This window comes from Oscillibacter sp. PC13, assembly GCF_900115635.1.
Taxonomy (GTDB): domain Bacteria; phylum Bacillota; class Clostridia; order Oscillospirales; family Oscillospiraceae; genus Oscillibacter.
Genome location: NZ_FOXE01000002.1, coordinates 163,031 through 189,647, shown reverse-complemented (window position 1 = coordinate 189,647; position 26,617 = coordinate 163,031). Strand labels below are relative to the sequence as shown.

General features: G+C 55.8%; 19 protein-coding genes. 15 read left to right on the top strand and 4 right to left on the bottom strand.

Going from position 1 to position 26,617, the window contains the following annotated elements; all coding sequences use genetic code 11:
• Positions 1-1,084 precede the first annotated feature (1,084 nt).
• Both BMZ81_RS01880 and BMZ81_RS01875 read right to left on the bottom strand, forming a co-directional pair.
• Positions 1,085-1,714 carry a trimeric intracellular cation channel family protein gene (locus BMZ81_RS01880; protein ID WP_091127978.1) on the bottom strand — a complete coding sequence of 210 codons (630 nt, stop codon included), beginning with the start codon at positions 1,712-1,714 and terminating at the stop codon, positions 1,085-1,087.
• A gap of 8 nt (positions 1,715-1,722) precedes the next feature.
• Positions 1,723-2,610, bottom strand: a complete 888-nt coding sequence (locus BMZ81_RS01875; protein ID WP_091127975.1) for a LysR family transcriptional regulator — start codon at positions 2,608-2,610, stop codon at positions 1,723-1,725.
• Positions 2,611-2,795: 185 nt separating this feature from the next.
• Between BMZ81_RS01875 and BMZ81_RS01870 the strand changes: the two genes are divergently transcribed.
• Genes BMZ81_RS01870 through BMZ81_RS01855 form a run of 4 tightly spaced genes read left to right on the top strand, consistent with a single transcriptional unit; the run spans position 2,796 to position 6,245 of the window.
• On the top strand, positions 2,796-3,569 hold the full coding sequence (locus BMZ81_RS01870; protein ID WP_091127973.1) for a TIGR00282 family metallophosphoesterase: 774 nt from the start codon (positions 2,796-2,798) through the stop codon (positions 3,567-3,569).
• A 59-nt stretch (positions 3,570-3,628) separates the two neighbouring features.
• The gene (locus BMZ81_RS01865) at positions 3,629-4,117 is read left to right on the top strand and encodes a YbaK/EbsC family protein (RefSeq protein WP_091127971.1); all 489 of its coding nucleotides are present in this window, start codon (positions 3,629-3,631) and stop codon (positions 4,115-4,117) included.
• Positions 4,118-4,148: 31 nt separating this feature from the next.
• Positions 4,149-5,246 carry a metallophosphoesterase family protein gene (locus BMZ81_RS01860; protein ID WP_091127968.1) on the top strand — a complete coding sequence of 366 codons (1,098 nt, stop codon included), beginning with the start codon at positions 4,149-4,151 and terminating at the stop codon, positions 5,244-5,246.
• A 9-nt stretch (positions 5,247-5,255) separates the two neighbouring features.
• The gene (locus BMZ81_RS01855; RefSeq protein ID WP_091127966.1) at positions 5,256-6,245 is read left to right on the top strand and encodes an asparaginase; all 990 of its coding nucleotides are present in this window, start codon (positions 5,256-5,258) and stop codon (positions 6,243-6,245) included.
• Between the two features lie 131 nt (positions 6,246-6,376).
• Here BMZ81_RS01855 and BMZ81_RS01850 read toward each other — a convergent pair whose 3' ends face one another.
• Positions 6,377-6,706: a helix-turn-helix domain-containing protein gene (locus BMZ81_RS01850; RefSeq protein WP_091127963.1), complete on the bottom strand. Its 330-nt coding sequence runs from the start codon at positions 6,704-6,706 to the stop codon at positions 6,377-6,379.
• A gap of 143 nt (positions 6,707-6,849) precedes the next feature.
• On the opposite strand from BMZ81_RS01850, the gene BMZ81_RS01845 reads away from it, so the two are divergent.
• The 9 genes from BMZ81_RS01845 to BMZ81_RS01805 all read left to right on the top strand — a co-directional run bounded on the left by BMZ81_RS01845 (position 6,850) and on the right by BMZ81_RS01805 (position 22,587).
• A complete protein-coding gene (locus BMZ81_RS01845) occupies positions 6,850-7,107 on the top strand; it encodes a hypothetical protein (protein WP_091127961.1) in 258 nt (85 codons plus the stop codon).
• Between the two features lie 311 nt (positions 7,108-7,418).
• The gene (gene thrS, locus BMZ81_RS01840) at positions 7,419-9,212 is read left to right on the top strand and encodes a threonine--tRNA ligase (protein WP_091127958.1); all 1,794 of its coding nucleotides are present in this window, start codon (positions 7,419-7,421) and stop codon (positions 9,210-9,212) included.
• Positions 9,213-9,515: 303 nt separating this feature from the next.
• Positions 9,516-12,932, top strand: coding sequence for a pyruvate carboxylase (locus tag BMZ81_RS01835; protein ID WP_091127956.1), 3,417 nt, complete (start codon positions 9,516-9,518; stop codon positions 12,930-12,932).
• A 293-nt stretch (positions 12,933-13,225) separates the two neighbouring features.
• On the top strand, positions 13,226-14,248 hold the full coding sequence (locus tag BMZ81_RS01830; protein WP_091127954.1) for a TAXI family TRAP transporter solute-binding subunit: 1,023 nt from the start codon (positions 13,226-13,228) through the stop codon (positions 14,246-14,248).
• A gap of 149 nt (positions 14,249-14,397) precedes the next feature.
• A complete protein-coding gene (locus BMZ81_RS01825; protein ID WP_091127952.1) occupies positions 14,398-16,368 on the top strand; it encodes a TRAP transporter permease in 1,971 nt (656 codons plus the stop codon).
• Between the two features lie 254 nt (positions 16,369-16,622).
• Positions 16,623-18,311, top strand: a complete 1,689-nt coding sequence (locus tag BMZ81_RS01820; protein ID WP_091127950.1) for an efflux RND transporter periplasmic adaptor subunit — start codon at positions 16,623-16,625, stop codon at positions 18,309-18,311.
• A gap of 4 nt (positions 18,312-18,315) precedes the next feature.
• A complete protein-coding gene (locus BMZ81_RS01815; protein WP_091127948.1) occupies positions 18,316-19,017 on the top strand; it encodes an ABC transporter ATP-binding protein in 702 nt (233 codons plus the stop codon).
• Positions 19,014-20,270, top strand: a complete 1,257-nt coding sequence (locus BMZ81_RS01810) for an ABC transporter permease (RefSeq protein ID WP_091127947.1) — start codon at positions 19,014-19,016, stop codon at positions 20,268-20,270. The genes BMZ81_RS01815 and BMZ81_RS01810 overlap by 4 nt, the downstream gene beginning before the upstream one ends.
• A 16-nt stretch (positions 20,271-20,286) precedes the next feature.
• Positions 20,287-22,587, top strand: a complete 2,301-nt coding sequence (locus tag BMZ81_RS01805; protein WP_177187155.1) for an S-layer homology domain-containing protein — start codon at positions 20,287-20,289, stop codon at positions 22,585-22,587.
• 70 nt (positions 22,588-22,657) lie between these two features.
• On the opposite strand, the gene BMZ81_RS01800 is transcribed toward BMZ81_RS01805, so the two are convergent.
• Positions 22,658-23,887: a class I SAM-dependent rRNA methyltransferase gene (locus BMZ81_RS01800; RefSeq protein ID WP_091127944.1), complete on the bottom strand. Its 1,230-nt coding sequence runs from the start codon at positions 23,885-23,887 to the stop codon at positions 22,658-22,660.
• A gap of 89 nt (positions 23,888-23,976) precedes the next feature.
• Here BMZ81_RS01800 and BMZ81_RS01795 point away from each other — a divergent pair, with 89 nt between their 5' ends.
• Both BMZ81_RS01795 and rny read left to right on the top strand, forming a co-directional pair.
• Positions 23,977-24,720, top strand: coding sequence for an SH3 domain-containing protein (locus tag BMZ81_RS01795; protein ID WP_091127942.1), 744 nt, complete (start codon positions 23,977-23,979; stop codon positions 24,718-24,720).
• Between the two features lie 331 nt (positions 24,721-25,051).
• The gene (rny, locus tag BMZ81_RS01790; RefSeq protein WP_091127940.1) at positions 25,052-26,596 is read left to right on the top strand and encodes a ribonuclease Y; all 1,545 of its coding nucleotides are present in this window, start codon (positions 25,052-25,054) and stop codon (positions 26,594-26,596) included.
• The last annotated feature ends 21 nt before the right edge of the window (positions 26,597-26,617 follow it).

Genomic DNA, 26,617 nt, shown 5'->3' with positions numbered 1-26,617 from the left:
GGAACTCGAACGGTTTCGTGTGTACTGTTCCATCCTGATTCAGAATTGCTGCAGCGCTTTTTGACTTTGATACATCGATACCGACAGCAAGCATTGGCATTCCTTCTTTCGTTTTTGGTATGCGGTTATCCAGCTCTTTCCAAAGTACGCACATATTCAATCGTGAAACGGGAGCTACGTCCCAACTTGCTGAATCGAGCACTAAACGATGGAGGCTGGCTGACACATTTTACTCCGGGCGTGGTGTCCCAATTCCAGATTTCGTCAGACCGATGCCTCCATCTTAAAGGAAACGAGTAAGGCCGGATAGACCTTACTCGTACATTATGAATACCTATTTGTCATCACTACGCCAATCTGGCAATGGTACATGCTTTTGCCTGCCCAGACTTCTTGAACAGGAGTATTGCCTAAATCTGAAGAATAACACTTGCATTGGATTGCATATCGAATGTCGTCTTTCTCGGCGATAATATTAACCCCTTGATCTCCACTCCCCGGAGTAACCTCGACAGTTTCAAATCCATTGCACCGTAGTAAATTAGCATACCAATATTCGAACTCGTGTCCTTCAAACGAATCAAAATCATAGTATGTGCTATTTAAAAGCGGTTTTGTCTCCTGCATTTCAATCTCGACATTAAATTTCAGCGAAAGTTTTTTAAGCAAGGTCCTTGCAAATTCGCTGGTTTCTTCATCAAACTGGTCAGAATGCTTTTGTATATCCTCTTTGAAAAGTTTGCAACTGACCGCTGTTTTTCTGCGGTTATTTTTATATGTCGTTGTTTCTTAACCTAATGCCTCTACCTTCTCGCTGTTTTGACGAAACTAAAATTCCCTGCAAAACGTACTCGATTTATAATACGCGATATAACTATGTTAATAGAAGACGCACAGCCTTCCGTATTATAAAAACCTCAAAATACAGCCCAATTTTTACTCGCGAAGAAAACAAGTTAGAAAGAATTGATATGAAACTACAGAAAGTTGGGGCAACAGTTATTTTTGAAAAATTGATTTTTAGTGGTAAATCCAAAGATTTGCTACTTAACTGAATGACATTGTCCTAAAGAGAAGCAGTTTTTTATTTGCGGGCTTTTGGCAGATTCCACCGGAAGTGTGCGGAGAGTCCGCGGATGAGAATCACCGTCCCCATGCCGGCCAGCATGGCCGACAGCTCTCCGGCGGGCTGCCACAGCACCGTGCAGAGCAGCGCTCCGGCCAGGGAGGCGGAAGCGTAGACGTGTTTTACAAAGATATAAGGGGTGTTCCCTGCCATGATATCCCGCAATACACCGCCCCCCACGCCGGTCAACACACCGACGAATACCAGCAGAAAGAGGGTGGGGCGGTTCACATGGGCGTAAGCGATGCGGATCCCCATCACGGTGAAAACGCCGAGACCCACAGAGTCTAAAATCAGCATGCTCAGATCATACAGCGCCTGATCGTGCATCAACAGGTGACGGACCTGTGGCAAAAACAGCACCAGAGCGGTCAGAAGCGCTACGGCGGCGTAAATGGGGTTTTGAAAGGTGGCGGGAGGCGTATTGCCCAGAATCAAATCCCGGATCACGCCGCCGCCAACGGCGGTTGTGAGTCCCAGAATACAGACACCGAACACATCCATATCCTTTTTCAGTCCCGTCATGGCGCCGGAGGCCGAAAAGGCCATGGTGCCGGCCAGCTCCAAAATGAGAATAAACCGATCCATGCAGTACCTCAGCAGGTGCCCCGGCGGACCATTTCCATAAAGGCGGCTGCCGCGGCGGTGGGCGTCACGTCCTGCAGAGTGCACATGTCCACGCTGCGGGCGGGAATTTCAAAATCGGTTCTCAAAAGGCGGATTTCTCCGGCGTCCAGTGACTTCTGCACAAATTCCAAGGTGACGCCGGCCACACCCAGGCCGATGCGGCTCAGGGACACCAAAAGGCCACGGGAGGAGAGCTCAATTTCCGGATTCAGCGTCACGCCGCTCTTGAGAAAATACTGCTCTAAAAACACCCGGCTGCTTGCCTTCCGCTCCAAAAGAATCAGTGGGAACGCTGCAATTTCCTGCAGGGTGTACACATGGTCGAAGTCACAGGGATAGCCGCTGCCGGCCACGAAGACGGCGTGGGTGGAAAAGCAAGGCCAGGTGGCAAGGACGCTGTCTGAAGGGGATGAGGCAAAGGCAATATCCACGGTGCCGGATTTTAACAGGCTCAGCACCTTCGCACTGCGGCCGCTGACAATTTTCAAACGGATGCCCGGGTGCTCCCGGTGGAAGGCCTCCAGATAGGGGGTCAGAAACCAGCTGGTGACAGTGTCGCTGGCGCCGATCACCAGCGTGCCCAGCAGCAGCTGCTGGGCCTGGGACAGCTTGTCCTCTCCCGTGGCGATCAGGCCCAGGGCGCTGCGGACGTATTGATAGAGCATTTGCCCCTCCCCGGTGAGGGAGACCCCGCGGGGGCTGCGGGAGAACAGCCTGGCCTGCAGCGCCGTTTCCAGCTGCTTGATGGACTGGCTGACCGCAGACTGGGAAATATACAGGTTTTTTGCCGCCACGGAGATATTGCCGGTCTCGGCAACCTCCTTGAACACACGGTACAATTCCAGCTTGACTGCCATAGAAGGCTCCTTCCATAATTAAAAATTCTTATGACAGAAGAAGATGGTATTTCTGCAATTCATAGTCATTATAAGCAGAAAGATACGGAAACACAATGGCCTAGTCGAAAATTTTCGGAACTTCTTTGCAAAGGAACTCTTTTTTGGTATACTACACCATTAGATGTGAAAGCGGAGGAACAAACATGCAGCTTCAGATTCTGGCCGTGGGCGACGTGGTGGCGGAAGGTGGCCTCCGCCATTTGGAAAAAAACCTGCGCCCGCTGAAAAAGTTGAAAGATATTGCCTTCACCGTGGTAAACGGGGAGAATGCCGCCGGCGTGGGCCTCACACGGGAGCAGGCGGAGCGGATTTACGACGCCGGCGCCGATGTGGTGACGCTGGGTAATCACACCTTTGGAAAGATGCAGATTGCGGAGGCCCTGGACGATCTGCCCTGGCTGCTGCGGCCTGCCAATTTTACAGGCCGGGCGCCGGGACGGGGCTGCAGCATTTACGATGTGAACGGCCTGCGCGTCCGGGTGCTGAACCTGATTGGCCGGTGTGATCTGAGCTGGGGAGCAGACAACCCCTTTGCTGCGGCCGATAAATGTCTGAAGGAAGGACAAGCGGATATCACCCTGGTGGATTTTCACGCAGAGGCCACCAGCGAAAAGCTGGCAATGGGCTATTATCTGGACGGCCGGGTCAGCGCCCTGTGGGGCACCCACACCCATGTACCTACAGCGGATGAGCGGGTGTATCCCAAAGGGACCGGCTACCTCACTGATTTAGGTATGACGGGGCCCGTTGAATCCGTGCTGGGCGTGGAGCCGCGGCAGTCAGTGGAACATTTTTTGGGGGGGCTTCCGGGGCGCTACCGTTCACCTGAGGGGCCCTGCAAGCTCCAGGGGGCGGTGTTTACCGTGGATAGTGCCACCGGCCTGTGCACTGCTGTGGAGCGGTTGGATATCCGATAAAGTTTGCGGCGCTGGCAACCGGCGCCCAGAGATGAATGAAGAGAAAGAGGAGAGCAGCCATGTCGATTGAGAAGGTCAGAACCTATTTGAAACAGTTCGGAGTCGAGGACCGGATCCAGGAGTTCCCGGTGTCCTCCGCCACGGTGGATCTGGCTGCCCAGGCGGTTGGGGTGGAGCCCGCCCGCATTGCCAAAAGCCTGAGTTTTAAGGTGGATGAGAGACCGGTGATCATTGTGGCGGCGGGAGATGCCAAGGTGGATAACAGCAAGTACAAGGCACAGTTCCACACCAAGGCCAAAATGCTGACCCATGAGGAGGCCCACACACTGATTGGCCACGACGTGGGCGGCGTGTGTTCCTTTGCTTTGCCGGAGGGTGTACAGGTTTACCTGGACGTGTCCCTGAAGCGGTTTGACACCATTTTTCCAGCTGCCGGCAGCAGCAACAGCGCCATCGAGCTGACCTGTGAGGAACTGGAGAAATACTCCTCCCATTTCGTACAGTGGGTGGACGTGTGCAAGGCCTGGCAGACGGGGGAGCAGGGGTGAATCCCCGGAATTGAGCGCAGGAGGCGGAGATATGCTTCGATTCATTCACGCAGCGGATTTTCATCTGGACAGCGCCTTCGGCGCCCTGCCGCCCCAGCAGGCGGCATCCCGCCGCAGGGAGAGCCGGGAGCAGGTTCTCCGGCTGGCCAATTATGTGAACAGCCGTGGTATCCGGTTGGTTCTGCTGGCCGGAGATCTGTTTGACAGCGGCAGCACGTACCGGGAGACGGGAGAGTATTTGGCGAGGGCCTTTTGCCAGATGGAAGCCCAGGTGGTGATTGCCCCAGGCAATCACGACTGGTACGGCTCCGGCACGGCCTGGCAGACAGTGGACTGGCCGGACAATGTGCACATCTTTCAGGAAAACCGAATGACGGTGCTGGAGTTTCCGGAGTGGAACCTGGCGATTCACGGAGCGGCCTTCACCGCGCCGGAGCAGGCCGCGGGGTTGCTGGAAGGATTTTCTGCTCCGGTGGATGGAAAAATTCACCTGGGCCTGCTCCATGGAGAACTGGATGCAGGGGAAGGACGCTACAACCCCATCTGCAAAGAGGAGGCTGCCGCCAGCGGTCTTTCCTATCTGGCATTGGGGCACATTCATAAGCGGGCGGAGCCGCTGAGGCTGGGGGGGACACTGTGCGCTTGGCCCGGCTGCATTGAGGGACGGGGTTTCGATGAACTGGGGGAGAAGGGATTTTACGAGGGTGCCCTTGGGGAGGATGGATCTGTTTCCCTGGACTTTGTACCCTTCGCCCGGCGGCGGTATGAGATTCTGAAGGTGGATGTTACCGGCAAAGTGCCCCAGGAGGCTGTGGAGGCGGCTCTGCCGGAATCCACAGCTGCGGACCTGTATCGAATTCTCCTGACCGGAGAGACCGGGGAACGGGGAGTCGATGCCGGCGCTCTGCAGGAGATGCTGACAGATCGGTTCTATGCGCTGGAGATCCAGGATTACACCCGGATGGCAGAGGATATTTGGAAGCGCGCGGAGGAAGACTCCCTGCGCGGGCTGTTCCTGCGGGAGCTGCGGGCAAAGCTGGATGCAGCCAAAACTGAACAGGAGCGGAAAACCATTACCCAAGCGGTCCGATTCGGCCTGGCGGCGCTGGACCACCGGGACCTGGGCTGAGGAGGAGACATGAAAAAGATTTTGCTGATCGGGACCGGCGGCACCATTGCCTCTGAGGTGACAGAGAGCGGCCTGGCACCGGAATTGACGACGGAGCAGCTGCTGGCACATGTCCCGGCCATTTCAGAGGTCTGTCATGTGGATTGTCTGCAGCTGCTGAACCTGGACAGTACCAATATGGCGCCGGAGCACTGGCTGGCTATGACCCGCTGCATCCGGGACAACTATGATGCATACGACGGCTTTGTGCTGACGCACGGCACGGATACCATGGCCTATACTGCGGCAGCGCTGAGCTATCTGGTGCAGAAAAGCCCAAAGCCTATCGTCCTGACCGGAGCACAGAAGCCCATGGGCTTTGACTCCACGGATTCCAAAATTAATCTGACAGATGCTATCCGCTGCGCCGCGGAGGATATGCCGGGAGTTTCCATTGTGTTCAACGGCCGGGTGATTTTGGGTACTCGGGCGAAAAAGACCCGATCCAAGAGCTTCCAGGCCTTCTCCAGCATCAATTTTCCGGAGCTGGGCGTTCTGCGGGATGGCGTTTTGCTGCGGTATATCCGTCAGGACTGTGGCGCAGAGCCGGTATTCAGCGAGACGCTGAATCAAAAGGTGGCTTTAATGAAGCTGGTTCCCGGCACTGGCCGGGAGCAGGCGGACTTCCTGCTGGAACGGAACGACGCCTTAATTATTGAAAGTTTCGGTGTGGGCGGCTTACCTGAGAGCAGTGGATTTTACGACTGCGTCCGCGGCGCGCTGAACCGGGGAAAAACCATCGTCCTCACGACCCAGGTGGAAAAGGAGGGCAGCGACTTGGGTGTCTACCATGTGGGACACCGCCTGAAAAACGATCTGGGTGTGCTGGAGGCCTATGACATGACGACGGAGGCGGTGGTGGCAAAGCTCATGTGGATTTTGGGCCGAACCCGCGACCCCCGGGAGGTGGAGCGGCTGTTCTATACGCCTGTCGCCATGGACATTCTCTGGCCGGCCTGATGAAAAAGAAAGCGCATCGCTGCTTGAAGCAGCGATGCGCTTTTGTCGTCTATCGAGATGCGAAGGACTGTAAAATCCATCTTGCATCTTGGGGTGTCTGCCGCTCAGACCGGCAGACACCCCCCGGCGGGTCAAAGAGGCTGCTCTGCGGCCCAGGAGATAAAGCTCTTCACCAAAGCCAGTTGCTTTCGGTTCAGGCCCCGCAGCTGCTCCTGAATTTCTTGACGCAGGCCGTCATTTCCCTGTGAGGAGGTTCCCAAAAGCAGTTTGTCCGGCGTTGTGTCCAAGGCGGCGCAGATCCGCATGAAAATTTCCAGACTGGGGATAGAGACGGCGCGTTCGATGTTGGAAAGATAGTTGTTGTTGATACCACACCGCTCACAGACCTGGGTTTGCCGTAGGCCCAAGGATTTCCGCCTGGCAGAGATCCGTTGCCCGACCTCGTGATAATCGATTGCCATACCCTCACCTCTGCGTCTATTTTCTGCCAACTGCTGATTCTAAAAAATAATTTATAAGTGTATTTATTCACTTGACATATTAATTATTGGATATTATAGTGTATTTATACACCTGTAGTTTGCAAGACGAGGAGGAAACGGCTATGCGGAAGAAGCAGAGAACGCTGTTGGAACGAATCTGGCAAGAGGTAGAATGTCCCTATCTGTCTGATTTGCGCCTGCACTGGTATCTTGGAGAGCGGATCGCGCAGGTTGTCAGGCAAATTCCTGCGGGGGATTTCTCTGCCGACGAATGGCGGGAGGCCTTTTGCTATCTGACTGGGGAGCAGACGGATTGCAGAGAATCCCAAGCTCTGCGCAGAAAGCTTTTGGAACGAATGCAGGAAAAAATTCTCACTTGACAGTCAAGGATGCGAGTGATATCATGTGCTACATTAAAAGGCATTGAAAAGGACGCTGTCCGGGAATGACACCAGAGAGGGATCGCCGCTGGCTGTAAGCGGTCCTGGCCGGAACCGGATCCAGCTACCCCCTTGGAGCCGCCCACCGATACGTAGGCTGGGACGGGACCTCCCGTTACAGAGGACACGAGCGGCGGACACTTATCCGCAAGCAGGGTGGAACCGTGGAATACGTTTTTCGTATCTCACCCCTGATTTTGGTCAGGGGTGGGATTTTTTATGTTCACCCCTCAACACAAGGAGGATTTACCATGTCTGAAGAAAACCTGTACACCTTTGAAAACGAGCAGTACCGCAAAACATATTGGCACACCTGTTCCCATGTTCTGGCCCAGGCCGTCAAGCGGCTGTGGCCGGAGGTAAAGCTGGCCATCGGCCCCTCGATTGACAACGGCTTTTACTACGATCTGGACTCTCCCTTTGCCTTCACACCGGAGCATATGGAACAGATTGAAGGCGAGATGCGGAAAATCTGTAAGGAAAAGCTGAAGCTGGAGCGGTTTGAGCTGCCCCGGGCAGAGGCTGTCAAGTTCATGGAGGAGAAAGAAGAGCCTTATAAGGTAGAGCTCATCAACGATCTGCCGGAGGACGCCGTTATCAGCTTCTACCGGCAGGGCGAGTTCACGGACCTGTGCGCCGGTCCGCACCTGGACTCCACCGGCCGCATCAAGGGCAACGCCATTAAATTGACCGCCTGCAACGCCGCTTATTGGCGCGGTGACTCCAGCCGCAAGCAGCTGCAGCGGATTTACGGCGTGGCCTTCCCCAAGAAGGACGAGCTGGATGAGTATTTGCGAAAGCAGGAAGAGGCGCTGAAGCGGGATCACAACAAGCTGGGCCGGGAGCTGGAGTACTTCACCACGGTGGACGTCATCGGCCAGGGACTTCCCATCCTGCTGCCCAAGGGCGCCAGGACCATTCAGGTCCTGCAGCGCTGGGTGGAGGATGAGGAGCAGAGGCGCGGCTACCTTCTGACCAAGACTCCCTATATGGCCAAGCGGGAGCTGTATAAGATCTCTGGCCACTGGGACCATTATCTGGACGGCATGTTTGTTCTGGGCGATCCCCAGGACGAGACGAAGGAGTGCTTTGCGCTCCGCCCCATGACCTGCCCCTTCCAGTATCAGGTGTTTTTGAACCGGGGCCGCAGCTACCGCGACCTGCCCATGCGTCTGGGCGAGACCAGCACGCTGTTCCGCAATGAAGACTCCGGCGAGATGCACGGACTCATCCGTGTTCGCCAGTTCACCATCTCCGAGGGCCACCTGGTTCTGCGGCCCGAGCAGCTGGAGGAGGAGTTCAAGGGCTGCCTGGATTTGGCGAAATACTGCCTGGGCACCGTGGGCCTGCTGGACAAGTGTACCTTCCGCTTCTCCCAGTGGGATCCCGCCAACCCCAACAACAAGTACGAGGGTACGCCGGAACAGTGGGAACTGGCGCAGAACACCATGGCCAAGATCCTGGAGGATCTGGATGTGAAGTATACCATCGGCATCGATGAGGCTGCCTTCTACGGTCCCAAGCTGGACATTCAGTATAAGAACGTGTTCGGCAAGGAGGATACGCTGGTCACCATCCAGATCGACATGCTGCTGGCCAAACAGTTTGGTATGGAATATGTGGATGTGGACGGCCAGAAGAAGACACCCTATATCATCCACCGTACGTCCCTGGGCTGCTATGAGCGGACCCTGGCCTATCTGATCGAGGAATACGCCGGTGCGCTGCCCACCTGGATGGCACCGGAGCAGGTTCGGATCCTCACCGTTACCGAGCGTGCGGACGACTATGCCCGCCAGCTGAAGGACACCCTGTTTGCCCAGGGCTTCCGGGTGGAAGTGGATGACCGAAATGAGAAGATCGGCAAGAAAATTCGGGAGGCCCAGTTGGGAAAGGTGCCCTATATGCTGGTGGTGGGAGACCGGGATGTGGAGAATCAGACCGTCTCTGTCCGGCACCGGGCCGACGGCGATCTGGGGGCCATGAGCACCGGGGAATTTGCCGCACTTCTGCGGGATATCGTGGACTCCAAGGCAAAAAAATAAGCGCTGTCCGCAGTGGAAAAACGCCGCGCTCCGGTTTTGTCCGGGGCGTGGCGTTTGTGATAAATCAGGCCATTTCTGATAGCAACTATTAGCATTGTTAAAATTAACAAGGACGTAAGTAATTTTACGTAAAAACATGTAAAGTCCTCTCAAAATGCTGGAAGGGCGCGAGATTCCGTTGCAACCGACGGCTGTGAGGGAGTATACTGAGCGAGGAAAAAGAAGGAAGAATCGCCGCCGTAAGGCGGCAGAATAAGGGGCGCGTCCGGCAAACTGCCCCTGTGGAAAAAGGAGGAAACCCACATGAGTCAAGATTTCAAAAAGGTATTGGTGGCAAACCGCGGCGAAATTGCCATGCGTGTGTTCCGGGCCTGTCATGACCTGGGCCTGCAGACCATTGCCATCTATTCCAACGAAGATACGTACAGCATGTTCCGCACGGCGGCGGACGAGTCCTACCTCATTGGTGAGAATGAGAGTCCGCTGGGTGCCTATCTGGATATTCCCAGAATTATCGAGCTGGCCAAGAAGCACGGTGCTGACGCCATTCATCCTGGCTACGGTTTTTTGAGTGAGAATGGCGACTTTGCCCGGGTTTGCGAGGAAAACGGGATTAAGTTTATCGGGCCTTCCTCCAAAGTGCTGGATATGATGGGCGACAAGCTCTCTGCCAAGCAGATGGCGGTGGCCTGCGATGTGCCCACCACCCCCGGAACCACTGAGCCGCTGAAAAACCGGGAAGAGGCACAGAAGCTGGCGCAGGAATTCGGCTTCCCGGTCATTTTAAAGGCCGCTGCCGGCGGCGGCGGCCGCGGCATGCGCCGCTGCGACACCGTGGAGGAGGTTGGCACAAACTTCGACCTGGTGAAGGCAGAGGCCAAAAAGGCTTTCGGCAACGATGACATCTTCATGGAAAAGTTTCTGGTGGAGCCTAAGCACATTGAAATTCAGGTGCTGGGCGACGAATACGGCAATGTGGTGCATCTGTACGAGCGGGACTGCTCCCTCCAGCGCCGGTATCAGAAAGTGGTGGAGTTTACCCCTGCTTTCTCCGTGGATCCGCAGGTGCGCGAGGCCCTGTACCGGGACGCAGTCAAAATTGCCAAGCATGTCGGCTATGTCAACGCCGGCACGCTGGAGTTCCTGGTGGATCGGGACGGCCATCACTACTTCATCGAGATGAACCCCCGCATTCAGGTGGAGCACACCGTCACGGAAATGGTAACGGGCATCGACCTGGTGCGCTCCCAGATTTTGATTGCAGAGGGGCGGCCGCTCAGCGACCCTGAGATTGGCATCACCAGCCAGGAGAGTATCCATCAGAATGGCTATGCCATCCAGTGCCGCGTGACGACTGAGGATCCGGCCAACAATTTTGCACCGGACACGGGAAAAATTACGTCTTACCGTTCTCCCGGCGGCTTTGGTATCCGGCTGGACGGCGCCACCGCCGGTGCCGGCGCGGTGATCTCTCCGTACTATGACTCCCTGCTGGTGAAGGTCACTACCTGGGATTCCACATTTGAGGCTGTGTGCCGCAAGGCTGCGCGGGCGGTCCGGGAAATCCATGTCCGCGGTGTAAAGACCAATATTGCGTTTATCCTCAATATTTTGACCAATGCCACTTTCCTGGCCGGCAAGTGCCATACGAAATTTATCGATCAGACACCGGAGCTCTTTGAACTGGACGAGGGCCAGGACCGGGCCACAAAGATGCTCAAGTACATTGCAAATATCGTTGTGAAGGAGCGGGACGGACAAAAACTCTACGATCCTCCGCGCTTCCCGCCGGTTACCGGCAACCGGCCGGATGGACTGAAGCAGATGCTGGACGCCAAGGGGCCCAAAGCAGTGGCCGACTGGGTACGGGATCAAAAGAAACTGTTGATTTGCGATACCACCTGCCGGGACGCCCACCAGTCTCTGCTGGCGACCCGGGTTCGTACCCGCGACATCGTCAAGGGCATGGAGGGGACCAGTGAAATTCTGGCGAATGCCTTCTCTCTGGAGTGCTGGGGAGGCGCAACCTTTGACGTGGCCTACCGCTTTTTGCATGAGTCTCCTTGGGAGCGGCTGGATTTGATTCGGGAAAAGGCCCCGAACCTTCTGCTGCAGATGCTTCTCCGCGGCGCCAACGCCGTGGGCTATACAAACTATCCGGACAATGTCATCCGGGAGTTCATCAAGGAAGCTGCCCGCAGCGGCGTGGACGTGTTCCGTGTATTTGACTCGCTGAACTGGATTCCCGGCATGGAAGTGGCAATGGACGAAGTTCTCAAGCAGGATAAGATTTGCCAGGCCACCATTTGCTACACCGGCGATATTCTGGATCCCACCCGGGACAAATATCCGCTGAATTATTATGTCAACATGGCTAAAGAGCTGGAGAAGCGGGGAGCCCATATGCTGGCCATCAAGGATATGTCCGGTATCCTGAAGCCCTATGCAGCAAAGAAATTGGTTTCCACGCTGAAGCAGGAAATCGGTATCCCCATTCAGCTCCATACCCACGATACCTCCGGCAACCAGGTGGCCGCCCTGCTGCTGGCCGCCGAGGCCGGCGTGGACGTAGTGGACTGCGCCATCAGTTCCATGGCCGGCATGACCAGCCAGCCTTCTTTGAATGCTGTGGTGGCGGCCCTGCAGGGCACAGAGCGCGATACCGGCCTGGATCTGCAGCAGCTGCAACATCTCACCGACTACTGGGAGGATATCCGCAAGCGCTACGATTCCTTCGAGGGCGGTATCAAGTGCAATAACGCGGATATCTACCGCTATGAGATTCCCGGCGGCCAGTATACCAACCTCAAGCCCCAGGTGGTGTCTTTGGGTTTGGGCGACCGGTTTGAAGAGGTCAAAGAGAACTACCGCAAGGTCAACGAGATGCTGGGCGATATTGTGAAGGTGACACCGTCCTCCAAGATGGTGGGCGATCTCGCTATTTTCATGACACAGAACAATCTGACGCCGGAAACGATTGTGGAAAGAGGCGATAGTCTGGCATTCCCGGACAGCGCTGTCAGCTACTTCTCAGGCATGATGGGCCAGCCTGCCGGCGGCTTTCCCAAGGACCTGCAGCGTGTGGTATTGAAGGGCAAAGCACCCATTACCTGCCGCCCCGGTGAACTTCTGCCTGCTGTGGATTTCGAAGAGAAGAAGAAGGAGATGCAGGCCTTTACGCCAGATCCCTCCTGGCGGGCAATTCTTGCCTACTGCCTGTATCCCAAGGTTGTGGAGGACTATGTCAAGCGGAAGAAGGAATACGGTTACATCATGCGCTTGGGCAGTCACGTCTTCTTCCACGGCTTGGCTGTAGGAGAGACCAATAAGGTAAACATTGCGGACGGCAAGACACTGGTGATTAAGTATTTGGGCCTCGGTGAGGTTGATAAGGAGGGTATGCGTACCGTCAGCTTTGAACTCAACGGCATCCGCCGGGATGTGCAGGTACCGGATGAGGCAGCCCAGCAGAACATTGTCAAGGTTCCCATGGCGGATCCGGAGGACAAGAGTCAGGTAGGATCCTCCATCCCCGGCGCGGTCAGCAAAATCGCCGTCAAGACGGGGGACAAGGTGGAGAAGAACCAGACGCTGGCTACGATTGAGGCCATGAAGATGGAGACTGCCATCACTGCCCGGATGGACGGCACGGTGGAGAGCATTCTGGTGGCTGAGGGTGATACGGTCAAGGGCGGCCAGCTGCTGTTGACGATTAAATAAAGCGCTTTTGAATGTTCTGAAAGGGGTCTGCTGTGAGGCAGACCCCTTTCGTTGTCAAAAATGATGGCGGATTGTGACGATAATTGCCCTGCTTTTGTAAAAGATGACGTCGTTTGCAAGCGTTCTTTCATGAAAAATGAAAATTCAGCAAAAAATGCAAGACGACTGGCACTTGCTTGCAAAAGAATGCGAAAAGATTGGAAAAAGTCTTGAAAAATGAAAGAGGGTGCGGTATGATATGCAAAGTGATATGCATGATGCATGTTGAAAATGTTGGAAAGAGGATTTGAGAAATGAAGAAGTACTTGTCTTTGTTCCTGGCCGTTTTGATGATGGCCTCTGTCTTGGTCGGCTGCGGCGGCGATCAGCCCGCTGCGGATGATACGAAGGAGCCCGCTGAGCAGGGTGACACCCAGGTCCCTGCATCTACTGGCAGTGAGCTGAAGTTCACCACCGGCGGTTCTTCCGGCACTTATTTTGCCTTCGGCACTGTGCTGGCCGGTCAGGTCAGCAGTTCCACCGGCACCCAGGTGACCGCCGTGGAGGGTAAGGGCTCCCAAGGCAACATTGAGCTGATGGATATGGAAGGCGCCCAGTTGGGCTTTGTCCAGTCCGATGTCATGAGCTACGCCTATAACGGTACAAACCTGTTTGCTGAGACTGGCAAGGTGGACTGCTTCTCCACCGTGGCTGCTCTGTATATGGAGCAGGTGCAGATTGTCACTGTGGATCCCAGCATCAAAACTGTGGCGGATCTGAAGGGTAAGAATGTCTCCATCGGCGACTCCGGCTCCGGCGTGTGGTACAACGCCATTGACGTTCTGGGTGCCTATGGCCTGACGGAAGCGGACATCAACCCCACCTACCAGGGCTTCGGCGACAGTGCGGAGTCTTTGAAGGACGGCAAGATTGACGCTGCCTTCGTGGTGGCCGGCGCTCCCACCACTGCCATCACCGAGCTGGCCAGATCCAAGCCCACCTATCTGGTGAGCCTGGACAAGGAGCATATTGACGCTCTGATTGCCAAGTCTCCCTATTACAGTGAATATACCATTCCCGCGGACGTGTATGGTCTGGAGTCCGACACCACCACCGTGGCGGTCAGCGCAGTGGTCATCGCCCGGGACGATGTGGCCGACGAGGATGTGTATAACTTCGTTTCCGGCGTGTTTGAGAATGTTGACGCCATCACCGGCGTGCATGCCAAGGGCGGAGAATTGAACCTGGAATTTGCTGCCGGTGTGACCGATGTTCCCTATCATCCCGGCGCGGCCAAGTACTTTGCAGAAAAGGGCTTGGAAGTCCCCACCAAATAAGAAACTGCCACGAATGAAAATGCCAAGCGGCTGCGGCGGGAAAAATCCCGCCGCAGTCCTTGTCAATTTTTCGGAATGGATGAGGACGTATGCCAGCGGCGTGCGCCGTCATGCATTCCGCGTGAGAAACTGAGAAATGAGGAGATTGCATGAGCTTTTGGAAAAAAGAGACGAAGGCTCCCATAGAGACTGCGCCTGCGGATGACAATGCTGTTGGCAGTGCTGCAGATGTGGCGGAGGTCATGAAGAAGTATGACCGGGAGTCCAATACCCGCGTCTGGGAGGGAACCCCCCGGCAACTGGTCCGCTTTGCTATGGTGGCGTTTTCTATATACAGCATTTACGTGACACTGTTCAGCACGGCTCTGCCGGAATTCCGCCTGTCTGTGTTTTTGGCATCCATTATTATCATGGGATATCTGAACTTTCCTATGTTCAAGCACCATGTCAGGCCCAATTCGATGCCTTGGTATGATGTGGTGATCATGGTACTGGGGGCGGGCTCTTTCTTCTACTATGCCTTTAACGCGGAGCGGATCATTAAGCTTTCCCTTCGGGCCACCAAAGAGCCGCTGCTGCTGGTGGTGGGTATTCTGGGAATCCTGGCGCTGATTGAATTGTGCCGCCGGAGCGTCGGCATTCCTATCCTCTGCGTGGTGGGAGCACTGCTGGCGTATACCTTTACCCAGGTTCAGTGGAAGCTGGTCATTTATAATTTGTTTTATACAACGACCGGTGTGATGAACACCCCAATCAATGTCTGCGCCAAATACATCGTGGTGTTCATTATCTTCGGCGCGTTTTTGGAGCGTACGGGCATTGCGCAGTTTTTCATCAGCCTGGCCAACTCGATTGCCGGCGCATCTGCTGGCGGTCCGGCCAAGGTGGCGGTCATCTCTTCCGCCCTGTGCGGCATGGTGTCCGGCTCCTCTGTGGGCAACACCGTTACCACTGGCTCCGTGACCATTCCCATGATGAAAAAAACTGGCTACAAACCGGAGTTTGCCGGAGCCGTGGAGGCCGCTGCTTCCACCGGCGGCCAGATTATGCCGCCCATTATGGGCGCTGCTGCGTTTTTGATGGCGGAGTATATGGATGTTCCTTATGCCACGGTGGCGGTTACTGCGATCCTGCCCGCTGTTCTCTACTTTACCGGGATTTATATCGCCGTCCATCTGGAAGCCCGGAAACTGGGGCTGAAGGGTATCCCCAAAGAGGAACTGCCCAAGTTTCGGGAGTTGATTAAAAAAATCTATCTGTTGGCACCGCTGGTGGTGCTGGTGGTGCTGGTAACACTGAATTTAAAGACCATGCAGTTCTCTGCTGCCGTAGCCATCGGCATTGCGATTCTGGTGGGCGTTATCAACAAGGATGATCGGCTGACCTTCGGAAAATTCCTGGATGCGCTGGAGGCTGGCGGCAAGGGTACCATCACGGTGGCCGTTGCTTGTGCCATGGCGGGCGTAGTGGCCGGCTGCATTACGGTTACCGGTCTGGCCTCTAAACTGATTACTGCCATCGTCTCCGTCTCCGGCGGCCATATGATGATTGCCCTGGTGCTGACCATGCTGTGCTGCATCGTGTTGGGCATGGGCGTGCCCACCACAGCCAATTACTGTATCATGGCGGCCACCTGCGCGCCGATTCTGACCAACCCGGCCATCGGCGTGACCACCATGGCGGCCCACTTCTTCGTGTTTTACTTCGGCATCGTGGCGGATATCACACCGCCTGTAGCCCTGGCGGCTTACGCTGGCAGTGCCATCGCCAAGGCGGACCCCATGAAGACCGGCATTAATGCCACCAAATTGGCCATTGCTGCGTTTATTGTACCCTACATCTTTGCCATGAACCCCGCGATGCTGCTGGTCAATGTCACCAGTGCCTTTCAGGTGGTGCAGATTGTGATCAGCGCCCTCATTGGCCTGTTCGGCGTGGCGGCTGCCCTCAACGGCTTCCTGTACCGTCCCATTCCCGTGGTGCTGCGGCTGGCGCTGGTGGCCGGCGGCCTTGGGATGATGATTCCCGGCACTGTCAGCGACGTGACGGGATTTGCGATTGTAGCCGGTGTGATTTTCTACCAGCGCGCAGTTTCCAAGCGGAACGCCGCTGTCCAATAACCATCGTTTTCTTGAAAAAAGGCCGCTCCCTATGGGAGCGGCCTTTCCCATATGCGCAGGAATAAAAAACACAGGCATCCGGTAACTTTTTCTGCGGCTTCATCGTCTATTCTATAAAAGCAGCATACATTGCCCGGCGTACGCGGAACGGCGGCGCGAAACTGTAACCGTTTTGTTGTTGCTTTGTATAGTGAACTGTACTAGCATTTGCAGTACAGTTCACGTGGAATCGCAAAGAAGAGGAGATTATATCAATGGCAGACGTCAAAGATCAAGAGACTCTGGTGCAGATGGAGTCCAGTCCGGAGACCCTGCAGGAAGAAACCATCCCCACAGAGGGAGCCGGAAAAAAAGGAATATGGAAGAACATGCCCAGAAAGAAGCGGCGGCGGATCATCCGCCTGTGCGTTTTCCTGGTTCTTCTGGTCGCCGCGGCGTTGATTTTGCTGAAGCTGTTCGGCGGTAAAAAGGGAGGAGAGTCCCAAGTTGTGACAGACGTGGTTCAGTACGGTGCCATCACCTCTACTGTGGAGGGCAGCGGCTTGACCAAGGCCAAAAGCAGTGAGACCATTACCCTGACAACGGTGGGAACTGTGCTGGATGTGCTGGTAACAGAGGGGCAGCAGGTGACTGCCGGTACACCTCTGTTCAATATTGACTCCCCGGCGGCGGAGACCGCCGTGCAGAAGGCCCGCAGTAATGTGGAGGGCTATGAGAAACAGCTTTCTCAGGCCCAGAAGGACATTGCGGGATTGAATCTGTCCGCCGGCTATCCCGGGAAGCTGATGGACGTGGTAACGCTGAATCCCGGCGACACCATCAATAAAGGTGACAAGGTGGCGACACTGTCTGATGACACGCGATTGCGGCTGGAGCAGTATTACAGCTATGCTTATGCCGGAGACATCAAGGCCGGCCAGACGGTGGAGGTGTCCATCCCTGCCCTGATGACGACAATTCCGGGTACGGTGGAAGCGGTACATATGGTAAGCCGCATTACGCCGGAGGGATCCAAGCTTTTCTCTGCCGACATTGTTGTCAGCAATGAGGGTGCCTTGACGGCAGATATGGTGGCCTCTGCTGTTATTACAGTCGGAGGAGAAACTGTCTATCCCTATGAGGCCGGCAAGCTGGCCTATTACCGCACCGGTGATTTGACCTCCACAGTCTCTGGCACTGTCATCTCCAGCAGCTTGGTGAACTATCTGCAGGTGTCTGCCGGGCAAGTGCTTGTGCGCATTGACGGAGAGGAGAGCGAAGCGGAAATTTTCACGATCCAGCAGAATTTGGAGACGGCCCGGGAGGACTTGGAAACCGCTCAGAAGAATCTGGCCAACTGCAATGCCTTGGCGCCCATCGATGGCATGGTCATTGGACTGACCATGCAGCCGGGCGAGGAAATTGCAGCCAACACGGCGGTGGTCACGATTTCGGATACTTCCATGATTACAGTTACCGCCAATGTGGATGAGCGAAATATCAGCTATATCAAGCCTGGTATGTCGGTCAACCTGGATCAGTGGGGAACATCAGGCTTTGGCACGGTGGAAACCGTCAGCCTGTCCAGTACCGTCAACAACGGCGTGGCGACATACCCCATTACCATCGCTGTGGACAATACGGAGGGCAGCATCCAGGTGAACAGCTATATTAACTACACATTGGTTGCCAGCGAGAACGACAACTGCCTGGTACTGCCGCTGCAATCCGTGCGGACTGTGGCTCAGGAGGACGGCACCACCATCAATGTGGTGTTCGTCTCCGGAAACCGGCCGGAGAATGCCATCGACACCCCGATGGTGGATGAGGAGATCCCAGAGGGCTTCTGGGCTGTGCCGGTGGAAATCGGTATTTCAGACAACTATAACGTGGAAATTAAATCCGGCGTGGAAGAGGGGACGGAGGTCTTCACACAGATTCAGTCCGCCGAGGCCTGGGGTTGATGCCATGGCACATTTGGTAGAACTGCGGACCGTCTATAAGATTTACGGTGAAGGACTGGAAAGTGAGGTCCGTGCGTTGGACGGTGTCTCGCTTACCATCGAAAAGGGAGAGTTCGTGGCAGTGGTGGGCCAGTCGGGCTCCGGCAAGTCCACCATGATGAATGTCTTGGGCTGCCTGGACATTCCCACCCGTGGAGATTACTTCCTGGACGGCACGGATGTACGGGAGCTGACGGACAAGGAACTCTCTTTGATCCGCAACAAACAGATCGGATTCATCTTTCAGCAGTATAATTTAATTCAAAGCCTGACAGTACTGGAGAATGTGGAACTGCCGCTGATTTATCAGGGGATCAATGCGGATGACCGCCATGATATGGCGATGGAGGCTCTCGAGCGGGTGGGATTGGCAGGGCGCGTGAAGCACAAACCCACGGAGATGTCCGGCGGCCAGCAGCAGCGGGTGGCGATTGCCCGGGCCATTGCCACCAAGCCCCCCATTATCATGGCAGATGAGCCTACCGGCGCCCTGGATTCCCACACGGGCCACGAGGTGCTGCAGTTCCTTCAGCAATTGAACCGGGAGGGCAGTACGGTGATTCTCATCACCCATGACAACGGAATTGCCGCCACGGCCCGCCGCATTGTGCGGCTGCAGGACGGCAAAATCGTAAAAGACGAGGTCCAGGAGGTGGATTGGCTGTGAATATCCGGCAGGCTGTGAAAATGGCGTGGAAATCCATTCTGGGCAAAAAGGGCCGGTCTGTTTTGACGATGCTGGGCATCATCATCGGTATCGCAGCGGTCATGACCATTGTGTCCGCGATGAACGGCTATACGGAAAAGACCATGGAACAATATGCTGCCATGGGCAGCAACCAGCTTACCGTCAGCATATACAGCTGGATGGTGGACGAAGATGGCAACAGTATGGCCAAGGACTACTTTCCGGACTTATATGATTACTGCAACGGAATCAAGGATTATGTGATGGGCATCACCCCTACAGGTTCCTTTAGCGCAACGGTGGTCTATGGTACCAAAAACAGCTCCAACATGCAGTACAGCTATGACGAGCAGGGGAACCCCACTGGGGATTTTCCTCCGTCGTTGTATCTGGGCAGTGACCAGTACAGCATCTGCAACAATCTGACGGTCCAAAAGGGCCGGGATTTGACGGCATTGGACAGCAGCCGCTATAATCAGGTGTGCGTGATGGGTGCGATGGCTGCCAAGACTTTTTTTGGTTCCGTGGATCCGGTGGGAAAGACCCTGCAAGTCAACGGGCAAAACTTCGATGTGGTGGGAGTTTATGCAGCCCGAATGGGAGAAGACAGCGGCAGCGGCCGGTATATTGACAACTTTATCGTATTCCCATACACAGCCAACCGGCTTCTGGGAAGCGAGGTTTCCTCGGAGTTTGTGGTGAAGGCCCGCAGCGCTGACGCCATGGTGGAAGCAAGTTCCCGCATCGGCGGTTTTTTAAAGGGTTTGGTGAACACCAATACCGGCGGTTACAACGTCTATCCCCAGAACCAGTGGCAGCAGTACCAGAACGAGCAAATGGGCATGATTTCCCTGGTATTGGGCGGGATTGCGGCCATCTCCCTGCTGGTGGGAGGCATCGGCATTATGAACATCATGCTGGTGACCGTTACAGAGAGGACGAGGGAGATCGGCATCCGCCGGGCGATCGGCGCCCAGCGCAGTTCTATCGTGACCCAATTCCTGATTGAAGCGGCCATGCTCTGCGGCATCGGCGGCATTTTTGGAATTCTGCTGGGGACCGCAGGCAGTTTGGTTGTGGGAAAACTGATGTTCCAAATGACCATCTATCCGGCGGCGTGGATTACCGCCTGCGCGTTCAGCCTGTCGGTGGCACTGGGAATTGTGTTTGGCATCTATCCGGCGGTGAAAGCATCCAACCTTCAGCCTGTGGAAGCCCTGCGGGCGGAGTAAGAGGGAGAGAAAAATGATGATGAAGAAAAGAATCTTAAGTCTGCTGCTGACAGTCTGCATGGCGGTCTCCATGCTGGCGCTGCCGGCGGGGGCCGCCAGTACAGACACGGTTACGTTCCGGGATGTGAACGACAAGGATACCTCTGTGGCCGTGGAGTCCATGCGCCTTCTGGGTGTGGTGGATGGTTACGGCGACGGGACTTTCCGCCCCGGCACAGCGCTCAATCGCGCCCAGTTCTGCAAGATGGCGGTATACGCCATGAATGGAGAGGGGGAACTGGGCCGTTACCGCACGGTGACGGTGTTTCCGGATGTGAAGCCCTCCCACTGGGCGGCGGCCTACATCAATATGGCCGCCAAGGGCAAGGGCATTATTGCCGGCTATGCCGACGGAAAGTTCCATCCGGACCGTACGGTGACGGTGGGCCAGGCGGTGACCATTCTGATGCGCCTTCTGGGATACAAGGATGAAAACCTGGGCGGTATCTGGCCGGAGAGCTACATGGCGGAGGCGGCCATCATCGGCCTTACTGACGGCGTCTCCACTGACGGCTACGCGGCACTGAACCGGGGCCAGGCGGCCAGGCTGTTTTTGAACCTGCTGCGGGCGGACATGGCAGAGGGCGGATCATATGCCGCCACACTGGGACAGACGATCACAAACACCATGCTGATTTCCGCTACTGCGGATGGCCCGGATGGAAAGGACAATGCCCTGGAGCTGTCCAGCGGGGAGATCTACCAACTGGCCTCCGGAAAGACCTCCAATGGTTCGCTCAATGGCTTTAAGGGGACATTGATTCTGGATAAGCAGGGGAAGGTATTGACCTTTGTACCGGATGCTGTGGGCACCAGCCGCGTGATTACCCTGTCCACTGCAAAGGCCACGCAGTTGACGGACATCAACGGCAACAAATACACGATGTCCAGCGACATTTCCACGTACTACAACGGCAAGGAAACCACTTGGGGCGAGGCATACTCCTGGCTGAATGCAGGCACCTCCATTACCCTGTATCTGGGCTCCAGCGGCAGCGTGGAGTATGTGTTTGTGGGCGGCGGAAGCACTGCCAGCTCCGCGGTGATTGTCTACAGTGACCGCTCCACCACAGGCTTTTCTTCCCTGGCTGGCGGCGCCACCGGCTATAAAATCTATAAAAACGGCCTGGAAGCGGGCGGCGGCGATATGCGTAAGTACGACGTGGCCACCTACTCCAGTGCCACCAATACAATCCGTGTGTGCGACACCCGGATTACCGGCTACTATGAGAGCGGCACGCCCAGCCCCAAGGAGCCCTCGGAGATCACCGTAATGGGCCACTCGTTCAAGGTGCTGTCCACTGCGATGGACACGTTGTCCGAATTCCGACCCGGTGACCAGATCACCCTGCTGCTGACGGAAGACAATCAGGTAGCAGGCGCCATTGAAGCCAGCGGAGGCGGTGCCGCCGGCAATGCCATGGGTATCGTGAAGTCTATTTCTGCCTCCAGCGCTACAGTGAATCTGCTGTGCGGCATCACTGTTACGGGCGATCTCAGCATCTCCCAGTCCACAGCGGAACAGTTGGACGGCCAGCTGGTGCGCGTCAGCTCCAACAAGAACGGACTGGCGCTGACCCGGCTGACGGGCGGCGTTTCCGGCGACTTGGACGTCACAGCCAAGAAACTTGGCGGTAAAGCCCTGGCTGACAATGTGATGATTTTTGAAAAGGGAGCGGATGGACTGGAGTCCACCAGCCTCAGCCAGCTGGGCGGAGCGCTGATTCCCTCCAACCAAATTGCCTATGCCGCCACGGATTGGGCCGGCCGGGTAAAAATCATCGTGCTGGGCAGTGCCGGCGGCAGTGTGGTCTACTATGGCCGCGCAATTGTTCGCGCCGGGGATGACAGCAAGATCTGGGTGCCTGATGAAGGACACGAGGACGAGGAACCGGCTCCCGGCGTCAACGGCCATTATGAGACCGTCAACGGCAAGACCACGCTGGAGGTGGAATACGGCAACGGCAAATCCGTTGGCCCCTTCCAGACTGGCTATAATGTCACCAATGGATCCTATGTGGCAGTGACACTGAATGGCCGCGGTACTGGTTACTCCAGCCTGAAGACATTGACCCGCCTGCGGGATGTGCCCAACAGTGCTTGGAGCGGCGAGGGGGCCGTGACCGTCAGCGGACGGACTTATACAGTTCCCAGTGACGTTCCCTGCTATAATCGTACCACCGGAACATGGATGAGCCTTTCTGCGGCTCACGCCTATACGGAAGAGGCGGATCTGTACGTGGAGGACAGCGTGGTTCGGGCCATTCAGGTAGACTGATCCAACACGGCTCTGCTCTGAAACAATCATAAAAGGGGACGGCACCATTTGGCGCCGTCCCCTTTTATGATCAAATGACCTGGAACAGATAGAATTTCAAGTAACTGGTCTCCTCCACGCCCCACAAAATGGGGTGGTCACAACTCTGCTGCCGGGCCTCAATCTGCCGAAGCTGGACGCCGGCATCCCTGGCGGCATCGTGAAGCATGGCAGCAAATTTCTCTTCCGTGGCAAAGTGGGAGCAGGAGCAGGTGGCGAGGTATCCGCCCCGGGGAAGCAGCCGCATGGCCCGGTAGTTGATCTCCTTGTACCCGGCCAGCGCGTTGTGGACGGTTTTTCGGGACTTTGTAAAGGCCGGGGGATCCAGAATGATAAAATCATATTTCGCAGGATCCTTTTCCAGGGCGGGCAGCAGCTCAAACACATTCGCTGCCACGCAGTCCACGATGCTGCCAAGGCCATTTCGCTCCGCATTGGCCCGTGCCATCTCTACGGCTGATTCCAATACGTCCACTGCGGTGACATGGGCGGCTCCGCCCATCGCTGCGTTCAGGGCAAAAGAACCGGTGTGGGTAAAACAGTCCAGCACCGTCTTTCCCCTGGCCAGACGGGCGACGGCCTGCCGGTTGTATTTCTGGTCCAGAAAGAATCCGGTCTTTTGACCGTTTTCCACATCTACCAGATAACGGATGCTGTTTTCGGTGATTTCCGTAACCGGCGAGGATGGGGGAGCCTCGTCCGGGATGGGAAACCATCCCTTGTACTGGGAAAGGCCCTCTTTTTCCCGCAGAGCCACATCGTTTCGCTCATAGACACCACGGATGTCCTGCCCATCCTGGCGGAGGATCTCCACCAGGGCGGGGAGCAGCATGCCCTTGATGCGCTCCATACCCACGGACAGAACCTGCACAGAAAGCAGGTCATGGAACTTGTCCACGGTCAGCCCGGGGAAGGCGTCTGCCTCACCGAAGATGATCCGGCAGCAATCCAGATCCGCGGGCGCCATGACCGCCTTGCGGTATTCCCAGGCCCAGCGGAGCTTTCTCGTCCAGAAGGCGCTGTCGAACCGGTCGTTGGCATTGCGGGAGAGAAGGCGTACCCGGATCTTGGATGCCTCAGAGAGAAAGCCTGTACCCAAGTACCGCCCTTTTTTGTTGAGAACGTCCACCAGGCCGCCGTTGACGGTTTCGCCCTCTGCATGCAGAATTTCGGCATCATACACCCAGGGATGTCCCCGCAAAATGGCGGCTTCTGCCTTGGCTGTGACGGTATATTGGGGATAACTGCGATCTGCTTTCATGGTATTGATCCTTTCCGGCTTTTTTCTGAAACAGTTTATCACATATTCCGTGGAAAAGCCATATAAATAGAAGGGAAGGAGGAACCACCATGCCTATTATCTATTTGAGTCCATCCACGCAAGAGTGGAACCAGTATGTCACCGGCAGCGGATCGGAAGAGTATAACATGAACCTGCTGGCAGATGCGCTGGTACCTTATTTACTCTCCAATGGTATCCAGTACACGCGCAACCGCCCGGAAATGACGGCTGCCTCCTCCATCCGGGAGGCCAACGCCGGTTATTATGATTTTTATCTGGCGCTGCATTCCAATGCATCCGGAGAGGGGCACTATGGAGAAAACCGGGGCATTATTGCATTTTACTATCCAAGCAGCAGCGAGGGACAGCGGGCTGCGGAACTAATTGCAGATGAACTGCGGAAAATTTATCCACTGCCAAACCGGGTTACCACCCGGGCAACCACAACCCTTGGAGAGGTACGCCTGTCCAGGGCGCCGGCTGTCTTGGTGGAGATTGGCTATCACGACAACTACAGCGACGCCCTTTGGCTGGAGAGCCATTTTGACGCCATCGCACAGCAGTTGGCCAGGGCCCTGACGGAATTTTTCGGACTGCCCTTCATCTACCCCATGGATCCGCTCTCAGGCACAGTGACGGTAGGGTATGGGACGCTGAATCTGCGGAGTTACCCATCTCATCAGGGGACGGTGATTGCCAACATGCCGAATGGCGCCGCCGTTACGGTTTACGGCGAATGGCAGGGCTGGTATGTAGTGCATTACGGCGGCTATGTGGGGTATGCGGCGGCAGCGTATATCGATACGCCGTAAACAATCCGTTCGTCAAAATCCGCGGCGATGGAAACAAACGGACTGACGGGATGCACCCGACGATTTGTATGAAATTGGCCTAAAAATGACTAAATATAGATTATAAAACTGCGTATGTATCCGATATATAGGGACACGCCAAAAAAATGAGTGTATATTTGGAGCATTTATACGGTTTTTCTTGACAGGTGTCCGACAAACGACTAAACTAAAAAAGGATAATTATCGGAGGGCAACAGGGGTGCCGGCCGATTGTTTTCTAAAAGCATGCGATCAACTGATCTGCATATAGAGCGAACCAATACCGTATGAATTAGGAGGAGTGCAAATCATGAACCCCATCATCGCCGCCCTGATCGGGCTGGTGGCCGGCGGTGTGATTTGCTTCCCACTCGGTATTCGCTACCGGAAGAATGTCTCTGAGAAGGAAATTTCAAGCGCAGAAGATGAGGGAAAGCGCATCATCAACGAGGCCATTAAAAGCGCTGAATCCAAGAAGCGCGAGGCCCTGCTGGAAGCAAAGGAAGAGATTTTAAAGAACCGCAGCGAGTATGAGAAGGAAGTAAAAGAACGCAGAGCCGATCTGCAGCGGCAGGAGAACCGCCTGCAGCAGAAGGAAGAGAACCTCGATCGAAAGACCGAGTCCATTGAGAAAAAAGAGGAGTCCCTGGCCCAAAAACATGCGGCCATCGACAAGGAAACTGAGGAGATTAAAACCATCAAACGCAGCCAGACGGAAATGCTGGAGCGCATTTCCGGCTTCACTGCTGAGGAGGCAAAGGCATACCTTATTGCCCAGGTGGAGTCTGAAGTGACCCACGAGACTGCCCTCAAAATCAAAGAGGTTGAGTCCCGGATGAAGGAAGAATGTGAGACCCGCGCGCGGGAAGTGGTGGCACAGGCCATCCAGCGGTGTGCGGCGGATCAGGTGGCTGAGATGACCGTCAGTGTGGTTCCCCTGCCCAATGACGAGATGAAGGGCCGTATCATCGGCCGTGAGGGCCGCAACATCCGCACCATTGAGACACTGACCGGCGTGGATTTGATTATCGACGACACGCCGGAAGCTATCACGGTCTCCTGCTTTGAGCCGGTGCGGCGGGAGATTGCCCGCCTGGCATTGGAGAAGCTGATTGCCGACGGCCGGATTCATCCCACGCACATTGAGGAGATGGTAGAGAAGGCCCGCCGCGAGGTGGAAGCTACCATCAAGGCCGAGGGCGAACGCGTGACATTTGAATGCGGAGTCCGCAATCTGCACCCGGAGCTGGTGAAGATGCTGGGCCGCCTCCACTACCGCACCAGCTACGGCCAGAACGTGCTGCAGCACTCCGTGGAAGTCAGCCATATCGCCGGTATGATGGCTGCAGAGCTGGGCGCTGATGTTCAGGCTGCCAAACGCGCAGGTCTGCTTCACGACCTGGGTAAGGCTGTGGATCATGAGATGGAGGGCACCCATGTGGCGCTGGGTGTGGAATTTGCCCGCAAGTACAAGGAGCGGGAGGATATTATCCACGCCATCGAGGCCCATCACAATGATGTGGAGCCCCGGACGATTGTGGCATGCCTTGTCCAGGCAGCGGATGCCATTTCCGCCGCCCGTCCTGGTGCCCGGCGCGAAAATCTGGAGAATTACATTAAGCGTCTGGAACAGCTGGAAACCATTACGGGTACCTATCCCGGTGTGGACAAGGCTTTCGCCATCCAGGCCGGCCGCGAGGTCCGTGTCATGGTGAAGCCGGAGCAGGTCAGCGAGGATCAGATGGTGATTCTGGCCAGGGATTTGGCCAAAAAGATCGAAGAGGAAATGGAATATCCTGGTCAGATCAAGGTCCATGTCCTCCGGGAGACCAAGGTCGTCGAGTACGCAAAATAAAAAAGCGGAGAGGGGCGCACT

Bases quoted from the DNA above. Each gene is read 5' to 3' on its own strand.
- BMZ81_RS01880 (WP_091127978.1), bottom strand. From the start codon at position 1,714: ATGGATCGGTTTATTCTCATTTTGGAGCTGGCCGGCACCATGGCCTTT.
- BMZ81_RS01875 (WP_091127975.1), bottom strand. From the start codon at position 2,610: ATGGCAGTCAAGCTGGAATTGTACCGTGTGTTCAAGGAGGTTGCCGAG.
- BMZ81_RS01870 (WP_091127973.1), top strand. From the start codon at position 2,796: ATGCAGCTTCAGATTCTGGCCGTGGGCGACGTGGTGGCGGAAGGTGGC.
- BMZ81_RS01865 (WP_091127971.1), top strand. From the start codon at position 3,629: ATGTCGATTGAGAAGGTCAGAACCTATTTGAAACAGTTCGGAGTCGAG.
- BMZ81_RS01860 (WP_091127968.1), top strand. From the start codon at position 4,149: ATGCTTCGATTCATTCACGCAGCGGATTTTCATCTGGACAGCGCCTTC.
- BMZ81_RS01855 (WP_091127966.1), top strand. From the start codon at position 5,256: ATGAAAAAGATTTTGCTGATCGGGACCGGCGGCACCATTGCCTCTGAG.
- BMZ81_RS01850 (WP_091127963.1), bottom strand. From the start codon at position 6,706: ATGGCAATCGATTATCACGAGGTCGGGCAACGGATCTCTGCCAGGCGG.
- BMZ81_RS01845 (WP_091127961.1), top strand. From the start codon at position 6,850: ATGCGGAAGAAGCAGAGAACGCTGTTGGAACGAATCTGGCAAGAGGTA.
- thrS (WP_091127958.1), top strand. From the start codon at position 7,419: ATGTCTGAAGAAAACCTGTACACCTTTGAAAACGAGCAGTACCGCAAA.
- BMZ81_RS01835 (WP_091127956.1), top strand. From the start codon at position 9,516: ATGAGTCAAGATTTCAAAAAGGTATTGGTGGCAAACCGCGGCGAAATT.
- BMZ81_RS01830 (WP_091127954.1), top strand. From the start codon at position 13,226: ATGAAGAAGTACTTGTCTTTGTTCCTGGCCGTTTTGATGATGGCCTCT.
- BMZ81_RS01825 (WP_091127952.1), top strand. From the start codon at position 14,398: ATGAGCTTTTGGAAAAAAGAGACGAAGGCTCCCATAGAGACTGCGCCT.
- BMZ81_RS01820 (WP_091127950.1), top strand. From the start codon at position 16,623: ATGGCAGACGTCAAAGATCAAGAGACTCTGGTGCAGATGGAGTCCAGT.
- BMZ81_RS01815 (WP_091127948.1), top strand. From the start codon at position 18,316: ATGGCACATTTGGTAGAACTGCGGACCGTCTATAAGATTTACGGTGAA.
- BMZ81_RS01805 (WP_177187155.1), top strand. From the start codon at position 20,287: ATGATGAAGAAAAGAATCTTAAGTCTGCTGCTGACAGTCTGCATGGCG.
- BMZ81_RS01800 (WP_091127944.1), bottom strand. From the start codon at position 23,887: ATGAAAGCAGATCGCAGTTATCCCCAATATACCGTCACAGCCAAGGCA.
- BMZ81_RS01795 (WP_091127942.1), top strand. From the start codon at position 23,977: ATGCCTATTATCTATTTGAGTCCATCCACGCAAGAGTGGAACCAGTAT.
- rny (WP_091127940.1), top strand. From the start codon at position 25,052: ATGAACCCCATCATCGCCGCCCTGATCGGGCTGGTGGCCGGCGGTGTG.